This window comes from Rhodococcus pyridinivorans, assembly GCF_900105195.1.
GTDB lineage: Bacteria > Actinomycetota > Actinomycetes > Mycobacteriales > Mycobacteriaceae > Rhodococcus > Rhodococcus pyridinivorans.
The window spans coordinates 2,187,174-2,203,420 of the sequence record NZ_FNRX01000002.1; the positions used below are offsets into that span (position 1 = coordinate 2,187,174).

Sequence of the window (16,247 nt, forward strand, 5' to 3'; positions counted from 1 at the left end):
CTTCCTGGAACGGGTAGAGCCCTCGCCGCACCTGCGGCGAGGGCTCTACCCCGATGGATCCTCCGACACGTCCGGTACCGTGCGCAGACACCGGTCCCATCCTTCCGGCGCCCGCGGACGGACCCCATGCCCCGAGCGCTATTTCAGTTCGGAGGACGACTTTCCGAGCACCCGCCGAGCGACGATGAGCTGCTGGATCTGCTGGGTGCCCTCGAAGATGTCGAGAATCTTGGAATCGCGTGCCCACTTCTCGAGCAGCGGCCGCTGCGAATACCCGTAGGTTCCGGCGAGTTCGACGGCCTTGAGCGAGACCGCGGTGCCGGTGCGGCCGGCCTTCGCCTTCGACACCGACGCCTCGAGGGAGTTGGGCTTCTTGTTGTCGGCCATCCACGTCGCGCGCAGCGCGAGCAGGTAGGCGGCCTCCCAGTCGGCCTCGAGCGCGAGGAACTCGGCGGCCGCGGCATGCTGGTTGTTCGCGGGGATGTCGTAGGAGACCTCGACGCCCGCCTCCTTCAGGATCGTGCGCAGTTCCTCGAGTACTGCACGACCGAGACCCACGGCCATGCCGGCCACGATCGGACGCGTGTTGTCGAAGGTCTGCATGACCCCGGCGAACCCCTTCTCGGTGTTCACCTCCGGGGAGCCGAGGATGTTGTCCTTCGGGATGCGGCAGTTGTCGAGCACGAGCACCGCGGTGTCGGATGCCTTGATGCCGAGCTTCTTCTCGAGACGCGCGACCGAGAGTCCGGGAGCCTCGCGCGGCACGACGAACGACTTGATCGCGGCGCGGCCCTTCGACCTGTCGACGGACGCCCACACGACGATGTGCGTGGAACGCTCACCGGCGGTGACGAAGATCTTCTCGCCGTTGAGGACCCACTCGTCGCCGTCGAGCACGGCCGTGGTCGTCACGGCCGCCGAATCGGATCCGAAACCGGGCTCGGTGATTGCCATGGAGGCCCACACCTTGCCGAAGCGTTCGAGCTGCTCGTCGGTGGCCACCGCGGCGATCGCGGAATTGCCCAGGCCCTGGTAGGGGATCGACAGGGTCAGGCCGACGTCGCCCCAGCACGTCTCGATGACATTGAGGAGTCCGGCCATGTTGCCGCCGTTGGCATTTCCGGCGGGGCCGTCCTGCTTGGCCTTGCTGTCGCGGCCGAGCGCGGCACCCGCCGCGCCCTGGCCGGAGTCGTTGAGCCCTTCGACCATCGCGGCCATGGTGTCGAGTTCGATGGGGTACTCGTGCTCGGCGAGGTCGTACTTGCGGGAGATCGGCCGGAAAATCTGCGCGGCGACCTGATGGGCCTGGTTCGCGGAAGCCTTGAGCTTCCGGGGAAGTTCGAGATTGATCATCACAGGTTCCTTGTTCGGGTCGGGCCGATCAGACGAGGACGACGCCCTCGGCGACTCCGATTGCTCGCAGGTCGCGGTACCAACGTTCGACGGGGTGTTCCTTGGTGTAGCCGTGGCCGCCGAGCAGCTGGACGCCGTCGAGGCCGAACTGCATGCCCTTGTCGGTGGCGAGCTTGCGGGCCAGGGCCGCCTCGCGAGCGAACGACAGGCCCTGCTCGGCCCGCGACGCACCGCGCAGGGTGACCAGACGTAGACCGTCGAGCTCGATCTTGATGTTGGCCACCATGAACGCCACCGCCTGCCGGTGGCTGATGGGCTCGCCGAACGCCTCGCGCTCGTTGACGTAGGGGACCACGTAGTCGAGCACGGCCTGACCGGTGCCCATCGCCAGAGCTGCCCAGCCCAGGCGCGACAGGCGCACGGCGTCGGCGTACTGCTCGGCGCGGACGTCGGCGTCGTCGTCGCCGAGACGTGCCGATTCCGGCACCGCGACGTCCTCGAGCAGAAGGCGGCCCAGTCCGGCGGCGCGCAGGCCCATGCCCGGATCGGCCTCGATCACGACGCCCTTGCTCTTCGCCTCGACGAGGAAGAGGGACGGCTTACCGTCGAGTTCGGCTGCCACGACGAACAGTTCGGCGCTGCCCGCCGCCGGGACGAACGACTTCACGCCGTTGAGCCGGTAGCCGCTGGGGGAGCGCACCGCCTTGGTCTGCAACGCGAAGGGATCGAACAGGGCGCGCGGCTCGGCGACGACGACCGACGCCTGGGGGACATCGTCGCCGGCGAAGGCCGGCAGGTAGGTCTTCTGTTGGTCCTCGGTGCCCCACTGTGTGAGCGCCACGGCCACACCGCTCGGCGCGAGGATCGGCAGGGCCAGGCCCATGTCGCCGTGCGCGAGGGCCTCGGCGACCAGCACGTTGGTGACCACGCCGCGCTCGTCGGCGGCGCCGTCGAACGCCTCGGGTACGTTGACCATGGTGATGCCGAGTTCGGCTGCGCGCGCGAGCAGATCGGCCGGGGCCGCGGCGGCCTCGTCGGCGTCGTGCGCGGCGGGGCGCAGGATCTCGGCGGCGAACTCACGCACCGTCTCCGTGATCATCTGCTGATCGTCGGTCGGGGTGAGATCGAAGAAGTCGGCGTTCTTCGCGGTGGTGAGACGCTGCGGGCCGCTCGCGCCGCCGGACATCTTCTTGAAGGTGCGCGTGGCGGCGCCGAGGGTCTTGAAGCCGGTTTTCGTGGACTGGTACGTGATCCGGTCGATCGTCTCGCGGATCTTGTACCGGTCGGCCAGTTCGGAACCCGTGATCCGGGTGAGCACGCGCATGGCAGCACCCATGGCGTCGCGTTTGATCGGATTGAGGCCGACGGCGGACGTGTCGCGAGGCGTGTGGCGGCCCACGCTGTCTTGCTTGCTCATGATCACCAGAAGTCTCTCGATGCGGCAGCGGACACTCCCGATCTTACTTCTGAGTAAGGTCACTGTCTACCGCGCAGTAAGTTCCGCGGTGGACGCGTGTCGCCCAGCATCGTCCGCTGTGTCGCGAGCACGAGTTGACTCTCACACCGTGTGAGGTCGCAGACTCGGCGCCATGGCCGACACCACCAGGTTGATGTCCATCGGAGAGTTCTCGTCCCTGACCCGGATCAGCGTGCGGATGCTGCGGCACTACGACTCGCAGGGAGTGCTGATCCCCGCCGTGGTCGACGAGGTCAGCGGTTACCGCCGATACCTCCCCGAGCAGACCGCCGATGCCGCGCGAGATTCCTCAGCAGACGTACGTCTGCCTCCGCGGCACCGTCGCCGACTACTCGGCCGAAGGTGAACTGTGGCAACGCTTCATGCCCGCCCTGCAGGAGCAGGGCATCGTCCCGACCGGACCCGGCGGATGTATCGAACACGACGGCGAGTTCCGTGAGTCGGACGTCGACGAATCGGTGTTCCTGCCGGTGGCGCCGGGAACCACGGCCCGCGAGCCGCTGACGGTCCACGAGTTCCCCTCACGCCGGGCGGTCGTCGCCACCGTGACCGGGCCGTACGCCGAATCGATCCCGCGGGCCCACGAGGCGATCGCCGAATTCCTGACCGAACACGGCCTGTCCGCGGCCCGGGTCGACGACGACGTGGCCACCCACCACTTCAACGTCTATCTCGATGATCCGGGCGTCACGAACGAAGCCGACCTCGAGACCGCTGTGCATCTCCCGGTCCGCTGACGAACCCGGCCCCACGCGTGACCATCCGTGCGTGGGGCCGGCCACTCACTTCAGTCGACCGAGCACCTCGTCGTGCAGCGTGCCGTTGGTCGCGACCGCACTGCCGCCGTGCGGACCGTCCGCACCCTCGAGGTTCGTGAACCGTCCACCTGCCTCGCGCACCAGCACGTCGAGCGCGGCCAGATCCCACAGCGAAACCTCGGGTTCGAGCGCGATCTCGAGGGCGCCCTCGGCGAGCAGGCAGTAGGAGAAGAAGTCGCCGTAGGCGCGCACCCGCCACACGTCGTCGGTCAGGGCGACGAAACGATCACGGATGCCACGCTCGTGCCAGCCGCTCAGGCTCGAGAAGCTCAGCGACGCCGACGCGAGGTCGGTCACCTCCGACACCGAGATGCGCCGGGGCTCGGCGCCGTCGTGCGACACCCAGGCGCCGCCGTCCGCGGCCGCCCACCACCGACGGTTCAGTGCCGGGGCGCTGACCACGCCCACGACAGGCACACCGTCCTCGAGGAGCGAGATCAGGCTCGCCCAGACCGGTACGCCACGCACGAAGTTCTTCGTGCCGTCGATCGGATCGACGACCCACTGCCGCCCGCGGAAGACCGCGTCGCCACCGAACTCCTCGCCGAGCACCGCGTCGTCCGGTCGCTGCTCGCCGAGCATCTCGCGGATGGCGCGCTCGACGGCGAGGTCGGCGTCGGAGACCGGACTCAGGTCCGGCTTGTCGTCCACCTTCAGGTCCAGCGCACCGAAGCGGTCGCGGGTGATGGCGTCGGACGCGTCGGCGAGTCGGAGTGCGAGGTCCAGGTCGGCGGTGTAGTCGGTGGTCATGACGGAAACGCTAGCCGCCGTCGTCCGGGGCCGAGCAGCTTGCCGTCCACTCCGGGGTCGGCGCGGTGCTCGACCCGACCGGGGCCCTGCCGTGTCGATCGCTGCCCACGGCGGGCCGGTTCGTCGCTCCGGTAACCTGTTGAATCGTGCATCCCGATGTTTCCGCAGCCCTGACCGAGCTCGACACGACCCTCCGCACCGTGGAGTCGGTCCTCGACGTCGAGGAGCTGCGACGGCGCATCGACGAACTCGAACACCAGGCCGCCGACCCCGAGCTGTGGAACGACCAGGACCACGCCCAGAAGGTCACCAGCGAACTGTCGCACGCACAGGGTGAGCTGCGCCGGGTCGAGGGCCTGCGCCAGCGGCTCGAGGATCTCCCGGTTCTGTACGAGCTCGCCGAGGGCGAGGAGGGCGAGGCCCGCACCGCCGCCCTGGCCGACGCCGAGGCCGAACGCGAGAGCCTGCGCGCCGACATCGAGGCGATGGAGGTGCGCACGCTGCTGTCCGGCGAGTACGACCAGCGCGACGCGCTCGTCAACATCCGCGCGGGCGCCGGTGGCGTCGACGCCGCCGACTGGGCCGAGATGCTCATGCGTATGTACATCCGCTGGGCCGACAAGCACGGCTACGGCGTCGAGGTCTACGACACCTCCTACGCGGAAGAGGCCGGCATCAAGTCCGCCACCTTCGCCGTCAAGGCGCCCTACACCTACGGGACCCTGTCGGTCGAGATGGGCACGCACCGTCTCGTCCGCATCAGCCCCTTCGACAACCAGGGCCGCCGCCAGACCTCCTTCGCCGAGGTCGAGGTGCTGCCCGTCGTCGAGACCACCGACCACATCGACATCGACGAGAACGACGTCCGCGTCGACGTCTACCGCTCGTCCGGCCCGGGAGGCCAGTCGGTCAACACCACCGACTCCGCCGTGCGCCTGACGCATATCCCGACCGGCATCGTCGTCACCTGTCAGAACGAGAAGTCGCAGTTGCAGAACAAGGTCGCGGCCATGCGTGTCCTGCAGGCCAAGCTCCTCGAGCGCAAGCGCCAGGAGGAGCGCGCCGAGATGGATGCGCTCAAGGGCGACGGCGGCAGTTCGTGGGGCAACCAGATGCGCTCGTACGTGCTGCATCCCTACCAGATGGTCAAGGACCTGCGCACCGAGTACGAGGTCAACAACCCCTCGGCGGTGCTCGACGGCGACATCGACGGATTCCTCGAATCGGGCATCCGCTGGCGTATGCGAGAAGAGCAGAAATCGTGATCGGAAACAGGAGAGGGGCCTGTGCCGTTTCTTCCCGGAGCTAGACTGCTCGACTGGTTGTCGACGAGCGGGCTGCTGATCGCACTCACGATTCTGGGGGCGGTTCTGATCGCCCGGTTCGTCTCCTGGATCGGCAGCCGCATCACGCGCCGCATCGACGAGCGCTACACGCAGTCCGACGACCTCGTGCGGTCCGAGGCGACGAAGCATCGCCATTCGGTCGCCCAGGTGGTCACGTGGATGGCGATCTCGTTCGTGTACATCGTTGCGACCCTGAAGGTGTTCGACTATCTGCAGCTGCCCATCGGCAGCCTGGTCGCGCCGGCGACCGTGCTCGGCGCGGCGCTCGGCTTCGGTGCCCAGCGCATCGTGCAGGACATCCTCGCGGGGTTCTTCATCATCACCGAACGGCAGTACGGCTTCGGCGACACCGTGCAGATCTCCGTGACCGGTGCGTCCGAGGACGCGATCGGCACCGTCGAGGACGTCACGTTGCGCGTCACCCGGGTGCGTAGCACGGCGGGTGAGGTCATCACCGTCCCCAACGGGCAGATCAACAAGGCCGTCAACCTGTCGAAGGACTGGGCGCGCGCCGTGGTGGACGTGCCGATCCCGGTGACCGCCGACATCGCCGACGTCACCGAGATGCTGCGCGAACTGGGTGTCGCCGCATACAAGGAACCCCGCCTGCGGGAGCTGTTGCTCGACGAACCGAGTGTGATGGGTGTCGAGAGCCTCGAGGTGGATCAGCTCAGCGTCCGCATGGTCGCGCGCACGCTGCCCGGCAAGCAGTTCCAGGTGGGCCGTCTGCTGCGTGCGCGGATCGCGCGAGCACTGCGTGAACGGGGCATCACCGTCACGCCCCAGCTCGACACCGCCAGCGTGGTCGATCGAGTGGAGGCACAGTGACACCGGGTGGAGGGACGTCGGGTGGGGGCGCGGCCACCGAGCCGGAGGAGAAGCACCGCAGGCGCATCCCGTCGCACCTCCTCGGTGGGCGGATCAGGACCACGACCTTCGCGTTGTGCACCCTGTGGCTTGCGCTGTGGGTGACCTACCTGTTCCTCAACCAGCCCGAGGACACCCCCGATGCGCCGTCGACCGCCGTGATCATCTCCGAGACGCCCTACGTGCCGTACGTGCCGCCGGCGACCACCGCCCCGCAGGAGAAGTCCGTGCCGGAGACCACCGACACGCCCTATCCGCCGACGACCTCGTCGACCTTCCCGCCGACGACGGCGACCGGCGTGCCGGGCAGGGAACAGGGCGGGACGCCGCCGCAGGATGCCACGACGACAGCGCCCCCCACCACGACGAACAGGCAGTTCCCGTTCGACCTGCCCACGATCCCCGGACTGAACGACCAGCAGGATCCGACGGTGACCGAGGACACCGACGCTCCGTCGTCGTAGAGCACCGACGAGCCGGTGCCGTAGGTCACCGTCCGGTAACGGTTAGCATGTCCACGTGATCCGGCTGGAGAGTGTGTCCAAGTCCTACAAGACGTCCACGCGTCCCGCGCTCGAAGGGGTCTCGGTGCACGTCGAGAAGGGCGAGTTCGTCTTTCTCATCGGTCCCTCCGGATCCGGGAAGTCGACCTTCCTCCGGTTGCTCCTGCGAGAGGAGAAGCCCACCACCGGCGACATCCACGTGGCCGATTTCCACGTCAACCGGCTGCCGGCGCGTCGCGTACCGAAGCTGCGCCAGAATCTCGGATGCGTCTTCCAGGACTTCCGGTTGCTCCAGCGCAAGACGGTCGCCGAGAACATCTCGTTCGCTCTCGAGGTGATCGGTAAGCCGCGCGGAGTGATCGAACGGACGGTGCCGGAGGTTCTCGACCTGGTGGGACTGTCCGGCAAAGCCGACCGGTTGCCCGCCGAACTGTCCGGCGGCGAACAGCAGCGTGTCGCGATCGCGCGTGCGTTCGTCAACCGGCCGCTCGTGCTGATGGCCGACGAACCGACCGGCAACCTCGACCCCGAGACCAGCCAGGACATCATGCTGCTGCTCGAACGCATCAACCGTACGGGCACGACGGTGCTCATGGCGACCCACGACCACCACATCGTCGACTCGATGCGGCGACGGGTCGTCGAACTCGATCTCGGACGCGTCGTGCGCGACGAGGCACGCGGCGTCTACGGCGTCGGCCGCTAGATCCCGTCACCCGAGCATCCCCACCAGGCAACCGAAGGAATCCCACCCGATGCGTGCCAGCTTCCTGTTCAGCGAGGTCACCACCGGCCTGCGCCGCAACCTCACCATGACCATCGCGATGATCCTCACCACGGCGATCTCCCTCGCGCTGTTCGGTGCGGGGCTGCTCGTGGTCCAGATGGCGGGCAAAACGGAACGGATCTTCCTCGACCGGGTCGAGGTGCAGGTGTTCCTGACCGAGGACATCTCCTCGCTCGATCCGGAGTGCGAGCAGGATCTCTGCTCCACCCTGCGCAGCGACCTCGAGAGCACCGACGACGTGGTGTCGGTCCAGTACCTGAGCCGCGACGACGCCGTCCTCGACGCCACCGATCGTGTCTTCGCCGATCAGCCCGAACTCGCCGAACTCGTGAGTGCCGACAGCTTCCCTGCCTCCTTCAAGATCAAGATGTCCGATCCGGATCGATTCGCGGCGATCCAGGACGATTTCGGTACCCGGCCCGGCGTCGACAGCGTGCTCAACCAGCAGGATCTCGTCGAGCGTCTGTTCGGCGTGCTCGGCGGCATCCGCAACGGCGCGTTCGCCATCGCCACGATCCAGGCGATCGCGGCCGTGCTTCTGATCGCGAACATGGTGCAGATCGCGGCCTTCACCCGCCGCACCGAGGTCGGCATCATGCGGCTGGTCGGCGCGACCCGCTGGTACACGCAGCTGCCCTTCCTCCTCGAAGCGGTGATCGCCGCGATCGTGGGTGCCGCACTCGCCATCGGCGGACTCTTCGTCGCCAAGAGCATGTTCGTCGACGACATGCTCACCGAGGTCTACGACGCGAACATCGTCGCCCGCATCACCGACAGCGACATCCTTCTGGTCTCGCCGTTCCTGGTCCTCGTGGGCGTGGGAATGGCCGCTCTCACCTCGTATGTGACCTTGCGTCTGTACGTGCGTGAATAAGGTGTCGTGCGAGGTTCCTATGCTGGACGGTGTTCTGTTCGATCGATCGTGGACCGGAAAGGCCTGCACGTGAAGGAAAAGGGCCGGAAGGTCATCGCGACCAACCGGAAGGCGCGCCACAACTACACCATCCTCGACACCTACGAGGCGGGCATCGCCCTCGTCGGTACCGAGGTCAAGAGCCTGCGGGAGGGAAAGGCCTCCCTGGTGGACGCATTCGCGACCGTCGACGACGGCGAGGTGTGGTTGCGGGGTCTGCACATTCCGGAATACGGGCACGGCACGTGGACCAACCACGCTCCGCGCCGCACCCGCAAGCTGCTGCTGCACCGTCGCGAGATCGACGCGCTCGTCGGCAAGACCCGGGAGGGCAACCAGACCCTCGTGCCGCTGTCGATGTACTTCTCCGACGGCAAGGTCAAGGTCGAGCTCGCGCTCGCCAAGGGCAAGCAGGACTACGACAAGCGTCAGGATCTCGCCCGCCGGACCGCCGAACGTGAGGTGACCCGCGAGCTCGGCCGGCGAGTGAAGGGCATGAGCCGCTGATCGCGGTCGCGCTCGCGCTTCTCGCGGCGGTCGGGTACGGCCTCAGCGATTTCGCCGGGGGTGCCGCCTCCCGTCGCGCGAGCGCACTCGGCGTCGTCGCCGTCACCTACCCGGCTTCGCTCGTCGTGTCCCTGATCGCCGCGTCGATCGTCGGCGGCGACCTCACCGCGGCGTCCCTCGCGTGGGGTGCCGCAGCGGGCGTGGCCGGCGGCATCGCCGTCTGGTGGTTCTACCTCGCACTGGCGAACGGGCCGATGTCGGTCGTCTCACCGGTCACCGCTGTCGTCGTGGCCGGAATCCCCGTGCTGTTCGGGATCGCGACGGGGGACCGGCCAGGTCTGCTCGCCTATCTCGGCATCGTCGTCGCGGTGATCGCGGTGGGGCTGGTCAGCCGCGAATCCGACGAGACCGTCACCGGTGTCGGACACCCGCGCTTCACGTCGAGGATCGCGTGGTGGACGGTCGGATCGGGCATCGCCTTCGCGTTGTCGTTCATCGGCCTCGGTCAGGTCGGTACCGGCACCGGCCTGTGGCCGCTCGCCGCCTCCCGCGCGACCGCCACCCTCGTGGTCTGGCTGGTGATCGCCTTCTCGTGGCGCACCGTGGTGTGGCCGATCCGGTCGCTCCTGCCGATCCTGATCGGGATCGGCGTGATCGACGTGATCGCGAACGGTGCACTGCTGTTCGCCTACCAGCACGGCCTGCTGTCGCTGGTGAGCGTGATCGCGGCGCTGTATCCGGCGGTGACGGTGCTACTCGCCGTCATCGTGCTCGGAGAGCGCGTGAGCCGGGTGAAACTGCTCGGCCTGCTCGCAGCCGGACTGGCCGTCGCACTCGTCAGCCTGCCCGGCTGATCCGGGGTGGGGTGGGAAGAACACGAATCCTGGAGGCGCTGGACCCGGCATCGTGGAAAGCGCGTCACCGGACGGAGCGCTACGGGTGACACCCGGCGACGCCGGACTCGGGTCACCCCGACCCGGTTCCGTTGCCGGTGAGCGGCGGTGTGAGTAGCCTCATGACCCGGCAACGAATCGTTTTCGAAAATGGGAATGACATCGGGCCTTCGGGTCGTTACAGTAGGTAGTCCTGCGAAGGTCGCAGGCGCGTACGGGGCTGAACGGTTTCGACTGCGTACGTTGAGCAAGGGGAAGCGTGTCGGTGCAGGCAAGAGACCACCGTAAGCGTCGCTGCAACCAATTAAGCGCCGAGTCCACTCAGCGCGAGTACGCCCTCGCTGCCTAAGCGAGCGCGTCTCTGTCAGCCCGGGTTTGCTCTCGACCCGGATCCTGGCATCGACTAGAGAGCTCTACCGTACGGCTCGGTCGCGGAGACGTGCGGGACAACAAACAGCGACTGGGATCGTCATCTCGTCTTGTTCGCGAGAACGGGAGATCCGAGTAGAGACATAGCGAACTGCACACGGAGAAGCCCTCGCGAGGCGGCGGAGGACCCGGGTTCGATTCCCGGCAGCTCCACCATCGACCCGGGTAGGTGATCGACCATCGATCACCTACCCGGGTTTCTTGTTGTCCGGGTGAGCCTGATCGGCAGCTTCGGGAAACGGCAGTGCCCGCCGTCGAGACTCAGAGGGTGAGTGTTCTCGACGACGGGCACGGTCGCTGTCGGTCCCGGAGACGTCGGAGACGGCGCCGAAACAGTGAGAGCGAAACGAAGAAATGTCCTCCCCGGCATCGTCTTCATTTCGTTCACTGAAGTTAGCCCACCTAATTGTGAACGCCAATACTACTTTCGGGTCAGAAACTTTGGTCCCATGGCCGTGATGACCTTTTCGTCAGTATCCGTACCGACGCGCGGATCGGGGTACTCATCCCGCGCGTGCCGCGGATCGGCGGCAAGATGAGAACACCACCATCGACGAGGAGAGCACATGGCGCACGAACGAGCGGGACAGCCGGCCACCGCGGCGGATCTCGAAGATCTCGCACACCTTGTCACCGCCTACTACACCGTGCAACCGGATCCCGAGAACGCCTCGCAGCAGGTGGCTTTCGGCACGTCCGGTCATCGCGGCTCGAGCCTCGACGGTGCGTTCAACGAAGCCCACATCCTCGCGACCACCCAGGCCATCGTCGAATACCGCGCCCAGCAGGGCACTTCGGGCCCGCTGTTCTTCGGCCGCGACACGCACGCCCTGTCCGAACCGGCCTGGGCGAGCGCGCTCGAAGTGCTCGTCGCAAACGGCGTCGAAGTGGTCGTCGACTCCCGCGACCGCTACACCCCGACTCCGGCCGTCAGTCACGCGATCCTGCAGCACAATTCCGGCTCCGGTGCCCGCGCCGACGGGATCGTCGTCACCCCCTCGCACAATCCTCCGCGCGACGGTGGCTTCAAGTACAACCCCCCGTCGGGTGGTCCGGCCGACAGCGACGCGACGTCGGTCATCGCCGCTCGCGCCAACGAACTGCTCGCCGCCGGACTCGACGGGGTGAAGCGGGTGCCGCTCTCGTCGGCGCTCGCGTCCGCCGGACGACACGACTTCCTCGCCGCCTACATCGACGATCTGCCGAACATCGTCGATCTCGACGTCGTCCGTGCTGCCGGGGTACGGATCGGCGCCGACCCGATGGGCGGTGCGAGCGTCGACTACTGGGGCGAGATCGCCGAACGGCACGCCCTTGACCTCACCGTCGTCAATCCGCTCGTCGACGCCACCTGGCGGTTCATGACGCTCGACACCGACGGGAAGATCCGCATGGACTGCTCGTCGCCGAACGCCATGGCATCGCTGATCGGCAACCGCGAGGCCTACGACCTCGCGACCGGCAACGACGCCGACGCCGACCGGCACGGCATCGTCACCCCCGACGCCGGTCTGCTCAATCCGAACCACTATCTCGCCGTCGCGATCGACTACCTGTTCCGCAATCGCCCCGGTTGGGCGGAGTCGAGCAAGGTGGGCAAGACGCTCGTGAGTTCGTCGATGATCGACCGGGTCGCCGCCGGCCTCGGCCGCGACCTGCTCGAGGTGCCGGTGGGCTTCAAATGGTTCGTTCCCGGGCTGAGCGACGGTTCGCTGGGCTTCGGCGGGGAGGAGAGCGCCGGTGCGTCCTTCCTCCGGCGCGACGGCTCGGTGTGGACGACCGACAAGGACGGCATCGTCCTCGCCCTGCTCGCGGCGGAGATCACCGCGGTGACGGAGAAGAGCCCGTCCCGCTACTATGCCGAACTCGTCGATCGGTACGGCGACCCCGCTTACGCGCGCGTGGACGCCCCGGCGACGCGCGAGCAGAAGGCGGTGCTGTCGAAACTGTCGTCCGAGCAGGTCGGCGCCACCGAGCTCGCCGGCGAACCGATCACCGCGACGCTCACTGCGGCACCCGGCAACGGTGCCGCGATCGGTGGCCTGAAGGTCACCACCGAGAACGCGTGGTTCGCCGCCCGCCCGTCCGGCACCGAGGACGTCTACAAGATCTACGCCGAATCGTTCCGCGGCCCCGACCATCTCGCCGAGGTCCAGCAGGCGGCACGCGAACTCGTCTCGTCCGTCCTGTCCTGAGCCCGCTCGCCCACCGCGCGACCGGGCGAGGTCGTGCGCCTCGCTAACATCGTGGGCATCATGCGGACACGTGATGCGGCTTTGCCGCGGGAAATCTGGGTTCTGGTCGTCGCGAGTTTCGTGATCGCGCTCGGCTTCGGTCTCGTCGCTCCCGCGCTGCCCCAATTCGCGCGAAGCTTCGACGTCGGTGTGACGGCGGCGACGGTCGTCGTGTCGTCGTTCGCGGCGATGCGACTGCTCTTCGCACCCGCGAGCGGGTCGCTGGTGCAGAAGTTGGGGGAGCGGCCCGTCTACATCACGGGCCTGCTCATCGTCGCCCTGTCGACGGGCGCGTGCGCATTCGCGGCGAGCTACTGGCAGCTGCTCGTCTTCCGGGCCCTCGGCGGCATCGGGTCGACGATGTTCACGGTGTCGGCGCTCGGTCTGCTCGTGCGGATCGCGCCCCCGGACGCCCGCGGGCGTGTGTCCGGCCTGTACGCGACCAGCTTCCTCATGGGCAACATCCTCGGCCCGCTCTTCGGCGGTGCCCTTATCGGACTGGGGCTGCGCGCACCCTTTCTCATCTACGCCGTGGCGCTGCTCGTCGCGGCCTCGGTCGTGGGGATCAGCCTGCGCTCGTCGGAACTCGCCCGTCCCGACAGTGGGGACGGCGTGCCCGTCATGCGCCTGCGCGACGCGCTGCGCTCGCCGGTCTACCGCGCGGCGCTGGGATCGAACTTCGCCAACGGCTGGGTGGTGTTCGGGGTCCGCGTGGCGATGGTGCCTCTGTTCGTCGTCGAGGCGCTCGACGAGGGTGAGGCGTTCGCGGGTGTCGCGCTGACCGCCTTCGCGGTGGGCAACGCACTCGTCCTCATCAAGTCGGGCAAGCTGTCCGACCGGTTCGGGCGGCGCCCCTTCGTCCTGGCCGGTCTGGTGGTGTGCGGGGTCAGCACGATCGCCATGGGATTCACCGAGAGCGTCGTCTGGTTCCTCATCACCTCGTTCGTGGCGGGTATGGGGTCCGGGCTGTCGAATCCCTCGCAACAGGCCGCCGTCGCCGACGTCGTGGGCAGCAAGGCCCGGGGCGGGCCGGTGCTCGCGACCTTCCAGATGGTCGCCGATGTCGGCGCGGTGATCGGTCCGGTCGCCGCAGGCTTCCTCGCGGACCGGTTGTCCTACTCGACGGCCTTCGCGGTCACGGGTGTGATCATGCTAGCGGCGACGCTGCCGTGGTTCGTCGTCGGACGCCCCCGGGTCGTCGAGCAGGCGACACAGGTGACCGACGACACGGCGCGGTGAGACGACCGCCCGGTATTGTCGCCGGCATGTGGGTCGGTCTCGTCTCCACGCTCGCCCGATACGGTCTGGCGGCAGTGTGGCTCGTCTCCGGTTGGGTGAAGTTCTCGGATCCGACGCAGACCGTCGTGGCGGTACGGGCGTACCAGATTTTGCCCACCGGCTGGGTGCGGCCGTTCGCCGCCGCCTTCCCCGTTCTCGAACTGGCCCTGGGCCTGGTCCTGCTCGTCGGTCTCGCGACGCGCTTCGCAGCGCTCGTCAGCGCCTTGGGGCTGGTCGCGCTCGTCGCCGCGATCGCCTCGGCGTGGGCGCGCGGCCTGTCGATCGATTGCGGCTGCTTCGGGGGAGGAGGTGTGGTCGAGGGCGTCGACGGCCGCGACTACGCGATCGAGATCGCCCGCGACGTCGGCTTCCTGGCGATGTCGATATGGCTGGTCGTCCGGCCGCGCACCTGGTTCGCGCTCGGTCCGGGTTCATGTGCTTCCCTCTCAGCGGCCCCTCAGCCGTCGATGGCAGAGTGAGATCGTCCTTCCCCACCGACGAGCAGTAGAGGGCAGCATCCGTGAGCGCGAAGAAGGTCTCATCCGGCAAGTACACACCGCAGCCGACGTCGAACAGGGTCACCTACATTCTCGGCGGCATCGCGATCCTGGTGATCGGTGCGCTCGTCATCGGTGGTGTCCTGTGGTCGTCGGGCAGCGGCGATCCCCGCAACGACGGTTACGGCTCCGTGCAGAACGGCGCGGTGGAAGTGTCGATCGAGGACGACGGCGCAATCCTGCTGGGCCGCCCCGACGCCCCACGGACCGTCGACCTGTTCGAGGACCCGCTGTGCCCCTACTGCGCCGAACTCGAACACAAGCACTCGCAGGAGCTCGCCCAGGCGATCGACGACGGCCAATTGGCGATCCGGTACCGGATGCTCGCTTTCCTCGACCGGGCGTCGAGCAGCGGCGACTACTCGACCCGCGCGGTGGCGGCGGCGCAGTGCGTCGCCGAGAGCGGCGATGCCCGCGCGTTCTCCGCATTCCACGACGCCCTGCTGTCGCCCGACAACCAACCGGCCGAGGGTGGCGACGGTGACATCGACAACGCGGGTCTCGCGCAGATGGCGCGCGACGCGGGTGCCTCCGAGGACGTCGCGCAGTGCATCACCGACGGCGCCCGGATCGATCAGGCCTCGGCCGACGCGGAGGCGGGACGCCGTCTGCTCGCGACGACCGGAGCGGCCGGCACGCCGGCTGTCGTGTACGAGGGGACCGTTATCGACGCCCTCGGCGACGAGAACTGGGTGACCGAACTCGTCGGATAGACGGAGCGGTGGCGGGAGCTGCGCACGGTGCGTGCTCCCGCCACAGTCACGCTGTCTACCAGCCGATTTGTTGGCGTCGAGCGCTATGGTGTAGTTTTCTTTCAGCGCGAAGGGGTCAACCGGAGCGCAACGGTACAACCGAATACGGGGCTATGGCGCAGCTGGTAGCGCACCACACTGGCAGTGTGGGGGTCAGGGGTTCGAGTCCCCTTAGCTCCACAAGATCGCTACAGGCGAGAGTTCACGCTCTCGCCTGTAGTCTTCGGTGGCGGTCCCCGTCAGGGCCGTGCAAGGGGCTATGGCGCAGCTGGTAGCGCACCACACTGGCAGTGTGGGGGTCAGGGGTTCGAGTCCCCTTAGCTCCACGTAAGTTGAGAAAATCGAAACCTGCCCCGCCTGAGTGCGGGGCAGGCTCGTTTCTGCGGTCACAGGCTCGGGGATGTCGGTGTTGACGTGATCCGGGTCGGCCTGACACGCCGAGCAGCGAGCTTGGCGGAAGGATCGACCATGACGGAAACACTGGAGCCCATGGCGGACGAGATGAACCAGCTGGAGTTGGCGCAGCAACTACTGGCCCAGGCCGAGGAACAAGGCGTCTAACTGATGGGCCCGAACGGACTGCTCGGGCAGTTGACGAAGACCGTGCTCGAAACCGCACTCGACGCTGAGGAACGAGCCGACGAGAGTGTCGACGCGGTCGAGGTTCAGCCCGGCGACGAATTCGTCAAACGGGTGCAGGACATCAGCGAGGATCACCCCGTGTTAGACCTGAGTTCCACGAGTTGACGTCGTTTCTAGCCAATTCGTTAGGATCGCTGCAGG

The 16,247-nt window shown here is 67.6% G+C and carries 16 protein-coding genes, 2 tRNA genes, 1 other RNA gene and 1 pseudogene; 17 read left to right on the forward strand and 3 right to left on the reverse strand.

Annotated features, from left to right (window positions below; translation table 11 throughout):
- Positions 1 to 138: 138 nt before the first annotated feature.
- The gene (locus BLV31_RS10490; protein ID WP_019288456.1) at positions 139 to 1,353 is read right to left on the reverse strand and encodes an acyl-CoA dehydrogenase family protein; all 1,215 of its coding nucleotides are present in this window, start codon (positions 1,351 to 1,353) and stop codon (positions 139 to 141) included.
- Between the two features lie 28 nt (positions 1,354 to 1,381).
- On the reverse strand, positions 1,382 to 2,776 hold the full coding sequence (locus BLV31_RS10495) for an acyl-CoA dehydrogenase family protein (RefSeq protein WP_024101462.1): 1,395 nt from the start codon (positions 2,774 to 2,776) through the stop codon (positions 1,382 to 1,384).
- Between the two features lie 166 nt (positions 2,777 to 2,942).
- Between BLV31_RS10495 and BLV31_RS25375 the strand changes: the two genes are divergently transcribed.
- Both BLV31_RS25375 and BLV31_RS10500 read left to right on the forward strand, forming a co-directional pair.
- The gene (locus BLV31_RS25375; protein WP_232512219.1) at positions 2,943 to 3,176 is read left to right on the forward strand and encodes a MerR family DNA-binding transcriptional regulator; all 234 of its coding nucleotides are present in this window, start codon (positions 2,943 to 2,945) and stop codon (positions 3,174 to 3,176) included.
- Positions 3,103 to 3,567: a GyrI-like domain-containing protein gene (locus BLV31_RS10500; protein ID WP_052227240.1), complete on the forward strand. Its 465-nt coding sequence runs from the start codon at positions 3,103 to 3,105 to the stop codon at positions 3,565 to 3,567. The genes BLV31_RS25375 and BLV31_RS10500 overlap by 74 nt, the downstream gene beginning before the upstream one ends.
- A gap of 45 nt (positions 3,568 to 3,612) precedes the next feature.
- On the opposite strand, the gene hisN is transcribed toward BLV31_RS10500, so the two are convergent.
- On the reverse strand, positions 3,613 to 4,398 hold the full coding sequence (hisN, locus tag BLV31_RS10505) for a histidinol-phosphatase (RefSeq protein ID WP_006550344.1): 786 nt from the start codon (positions 4,396 to 4,398) through the stop codon (positions 3,613 to 3,615).
- A gap of 146 nt (positions 4,399 to 4,544) precedes the next feature.
- On the opposite strand from hisN, the gene prfB reads away from it, so the two are divergent.
- The 15 genes and pseudogenes from prfB to BLV31_RS25380 form a co-directional block, all read left to right on the forward strand.
- Positions 4,545 to 5,663, forward strand: coding sequence for a peptide chain release factor 2 (prfB, locus tag BLV31_RS10510; protein WP_006550345.1), 1,119 nt, complete (start codon positions 4,545 to 4,547; stop codon positions 5,661 to 5,663).
- Between the two features lie 21 nt (positions 5,664 to 5,684).
- Positions 5,685 to 6,572 (forward strand): mechanosensitive ion channel family protein, encoded by an 888-nt coding sequence (locus tag BLV31_RS10515; RefSeq protein WP_006550346.1) that lies wholly within the window; start codon positions 5,685 to 5,687, stop codon positions 6,570 to 6,572.
- Complete coding sequence (locus BLV31_RS10520; RefSeq protein ID WP_006550348.1) at positions 6,569 to 7,075, forward strand: Rv3103c transmembrane domain-containing protein; 507 nt, start codon at positions 6,569 to 6,571, stop codon at positions 7,073 to 7,075. Before BLV31_RS10515 ends, BLV31_RS10520 begins: the two co-directional genes overlap by 4 nt.
- 55 nt (positions 7,076 to 7,130) lie before the next feature.
- Positions 7,131 to 7,820 carry a cell division ATP-binding protein FtsE gene (ftsE, locus tag BLV31_RS10525; protein WP_064061580.1) on the forward strand — a complete coding sequence of 230 codons (690 nt, stop codon included), beginning with the start codon at positions 7,131 to 7,133 and terminating at the stop codon, positions 7,818 to 7,820.
- Between the two features lie 49 nt (positions 7,821 to 7,869).
- The gene (gene ftsX / locus BLV31_RS10530) at positions 7,870 to 8,775 is read left to right on the forward strand and encodes a permease-like cell division protein FtsX (RefSeq protein ID WP_006550352.1); all 906 of its coding nucleotides are present in this window, start codon (positions 7,870 to 7,872) and stop codon (positions 8,773 to 8,775) included.
- A 69-nt stretch (positions 8,776 to 8,844) separates the two neighbouring features.
- Positions 8,845 to 9,321 carry an SsrA-binding protein SmpB gene (gene smpB, locus BLV31_RS10535; protein ID WP_024101458.1) on the forward strand — a complete coding sequence of 159 codons (477 nt, stop codon included), beginning with the start codon at positions 8,845 to 8,847 and terminating at the stop codon, positions 9,319 to 9,321.
- Positions 9,318 to 10,175 carry a DMT family transporter gene (locus BLV31_RS10540; protein WP_051121498.1) on the forward strand — a complete coding sequence of 286 codons (858 nt, stop codon included), beginning with the start codon at positions 9,318 to 9,320 and terminating at the stop codon, positions 10,173 to 10,175. The genes smpB and BLV31_RS10540 overlap by 4 nt, the downstream gene beginning before the upstream one ends.
- A gap of 255 nt (positions 10,176 to 10,430) precedes the next feature.
- Positions 10,431 to 10,799, forward strand: a transfer-messenger RNA (tmRNA) gene (gene ssrA / locus BLV31_RS10545).
- A gap of 410 nt (positions 10,800 to 11,209) precedes the next feature.
- Positions 11,210 to 12,838, forward strand: a complete 1,629-nt coding sequence (gene pgm / locus BLV31_RS10550; protein WP_024101457.1) for a phosphoglucomutase (alpha-D-glucose-1,6-bisphosphate-dependent) — start codon at positions 11,210 to 11,212, stop codon at positions 12,836 to 12,838.
- Between the two features lie 60 nt (positions 12,839 to 12,898).
- Positions 12,899 to 14,116, forward strand: a complete 1,218-nt coding sequence (locus BLV31_RS10555; RefSeq protein ID WP_033097228.1) for an MFS transporter — start codon at positions 12,899 to 12,901, stop codon at positions 14,114 to 14,116.
- A gap of 26 nt (positions 14,117 to 14,142) precedes the next feature.
- Positions 14,143 to 14,634 carry a MauE/DoxX family redox-associated membrane protein gene (locus BLV31_RS10560; RefSeq protein WP_024101455.1) on the forward strand — a complete coding sequence of 164 codons (492 nt, stop codon included), beginning with the start codon at positions 14,143 to 14,145 and terminating at the stop codon, positions 14,632 to 14,634.
- Positions 14,635 to 14,675: 41 nt separating this feature from the next.
- Entirely contained in the window at positions 14,676 to 15,425 is a 750-nt protein-coding gene (locus tag BLV31_RS10565; RefSeq protein ID WP_006550359.1) for a DsbA family protein, read from the forward strand.
- Between the two features lie 146 nt (positions 15,426 to 15,571).
- Positions 15,572 to 15,644 (forward strand) — tRNA-Ala (locus tag BLV31_RS10570).
- A gap of 73 nt (positions 15,645 to 15,717) precedes the next feature.
- Positions 15,718 to 15,790 (forward strand) — tRNA-Ala (locus BLV31_RS10575).
- 163 nt (positions 15,791 to 15,953) lie between these two features.
- Positions 15,954 to 16,094, forward strand: a pseudogene (locus BLV31_RS25380) (IS256 family transposase); the annotation flags it as partial.
- Between the last annotated feature and the right edge of the window lie 153 nt (positions 16,095 to 16,247).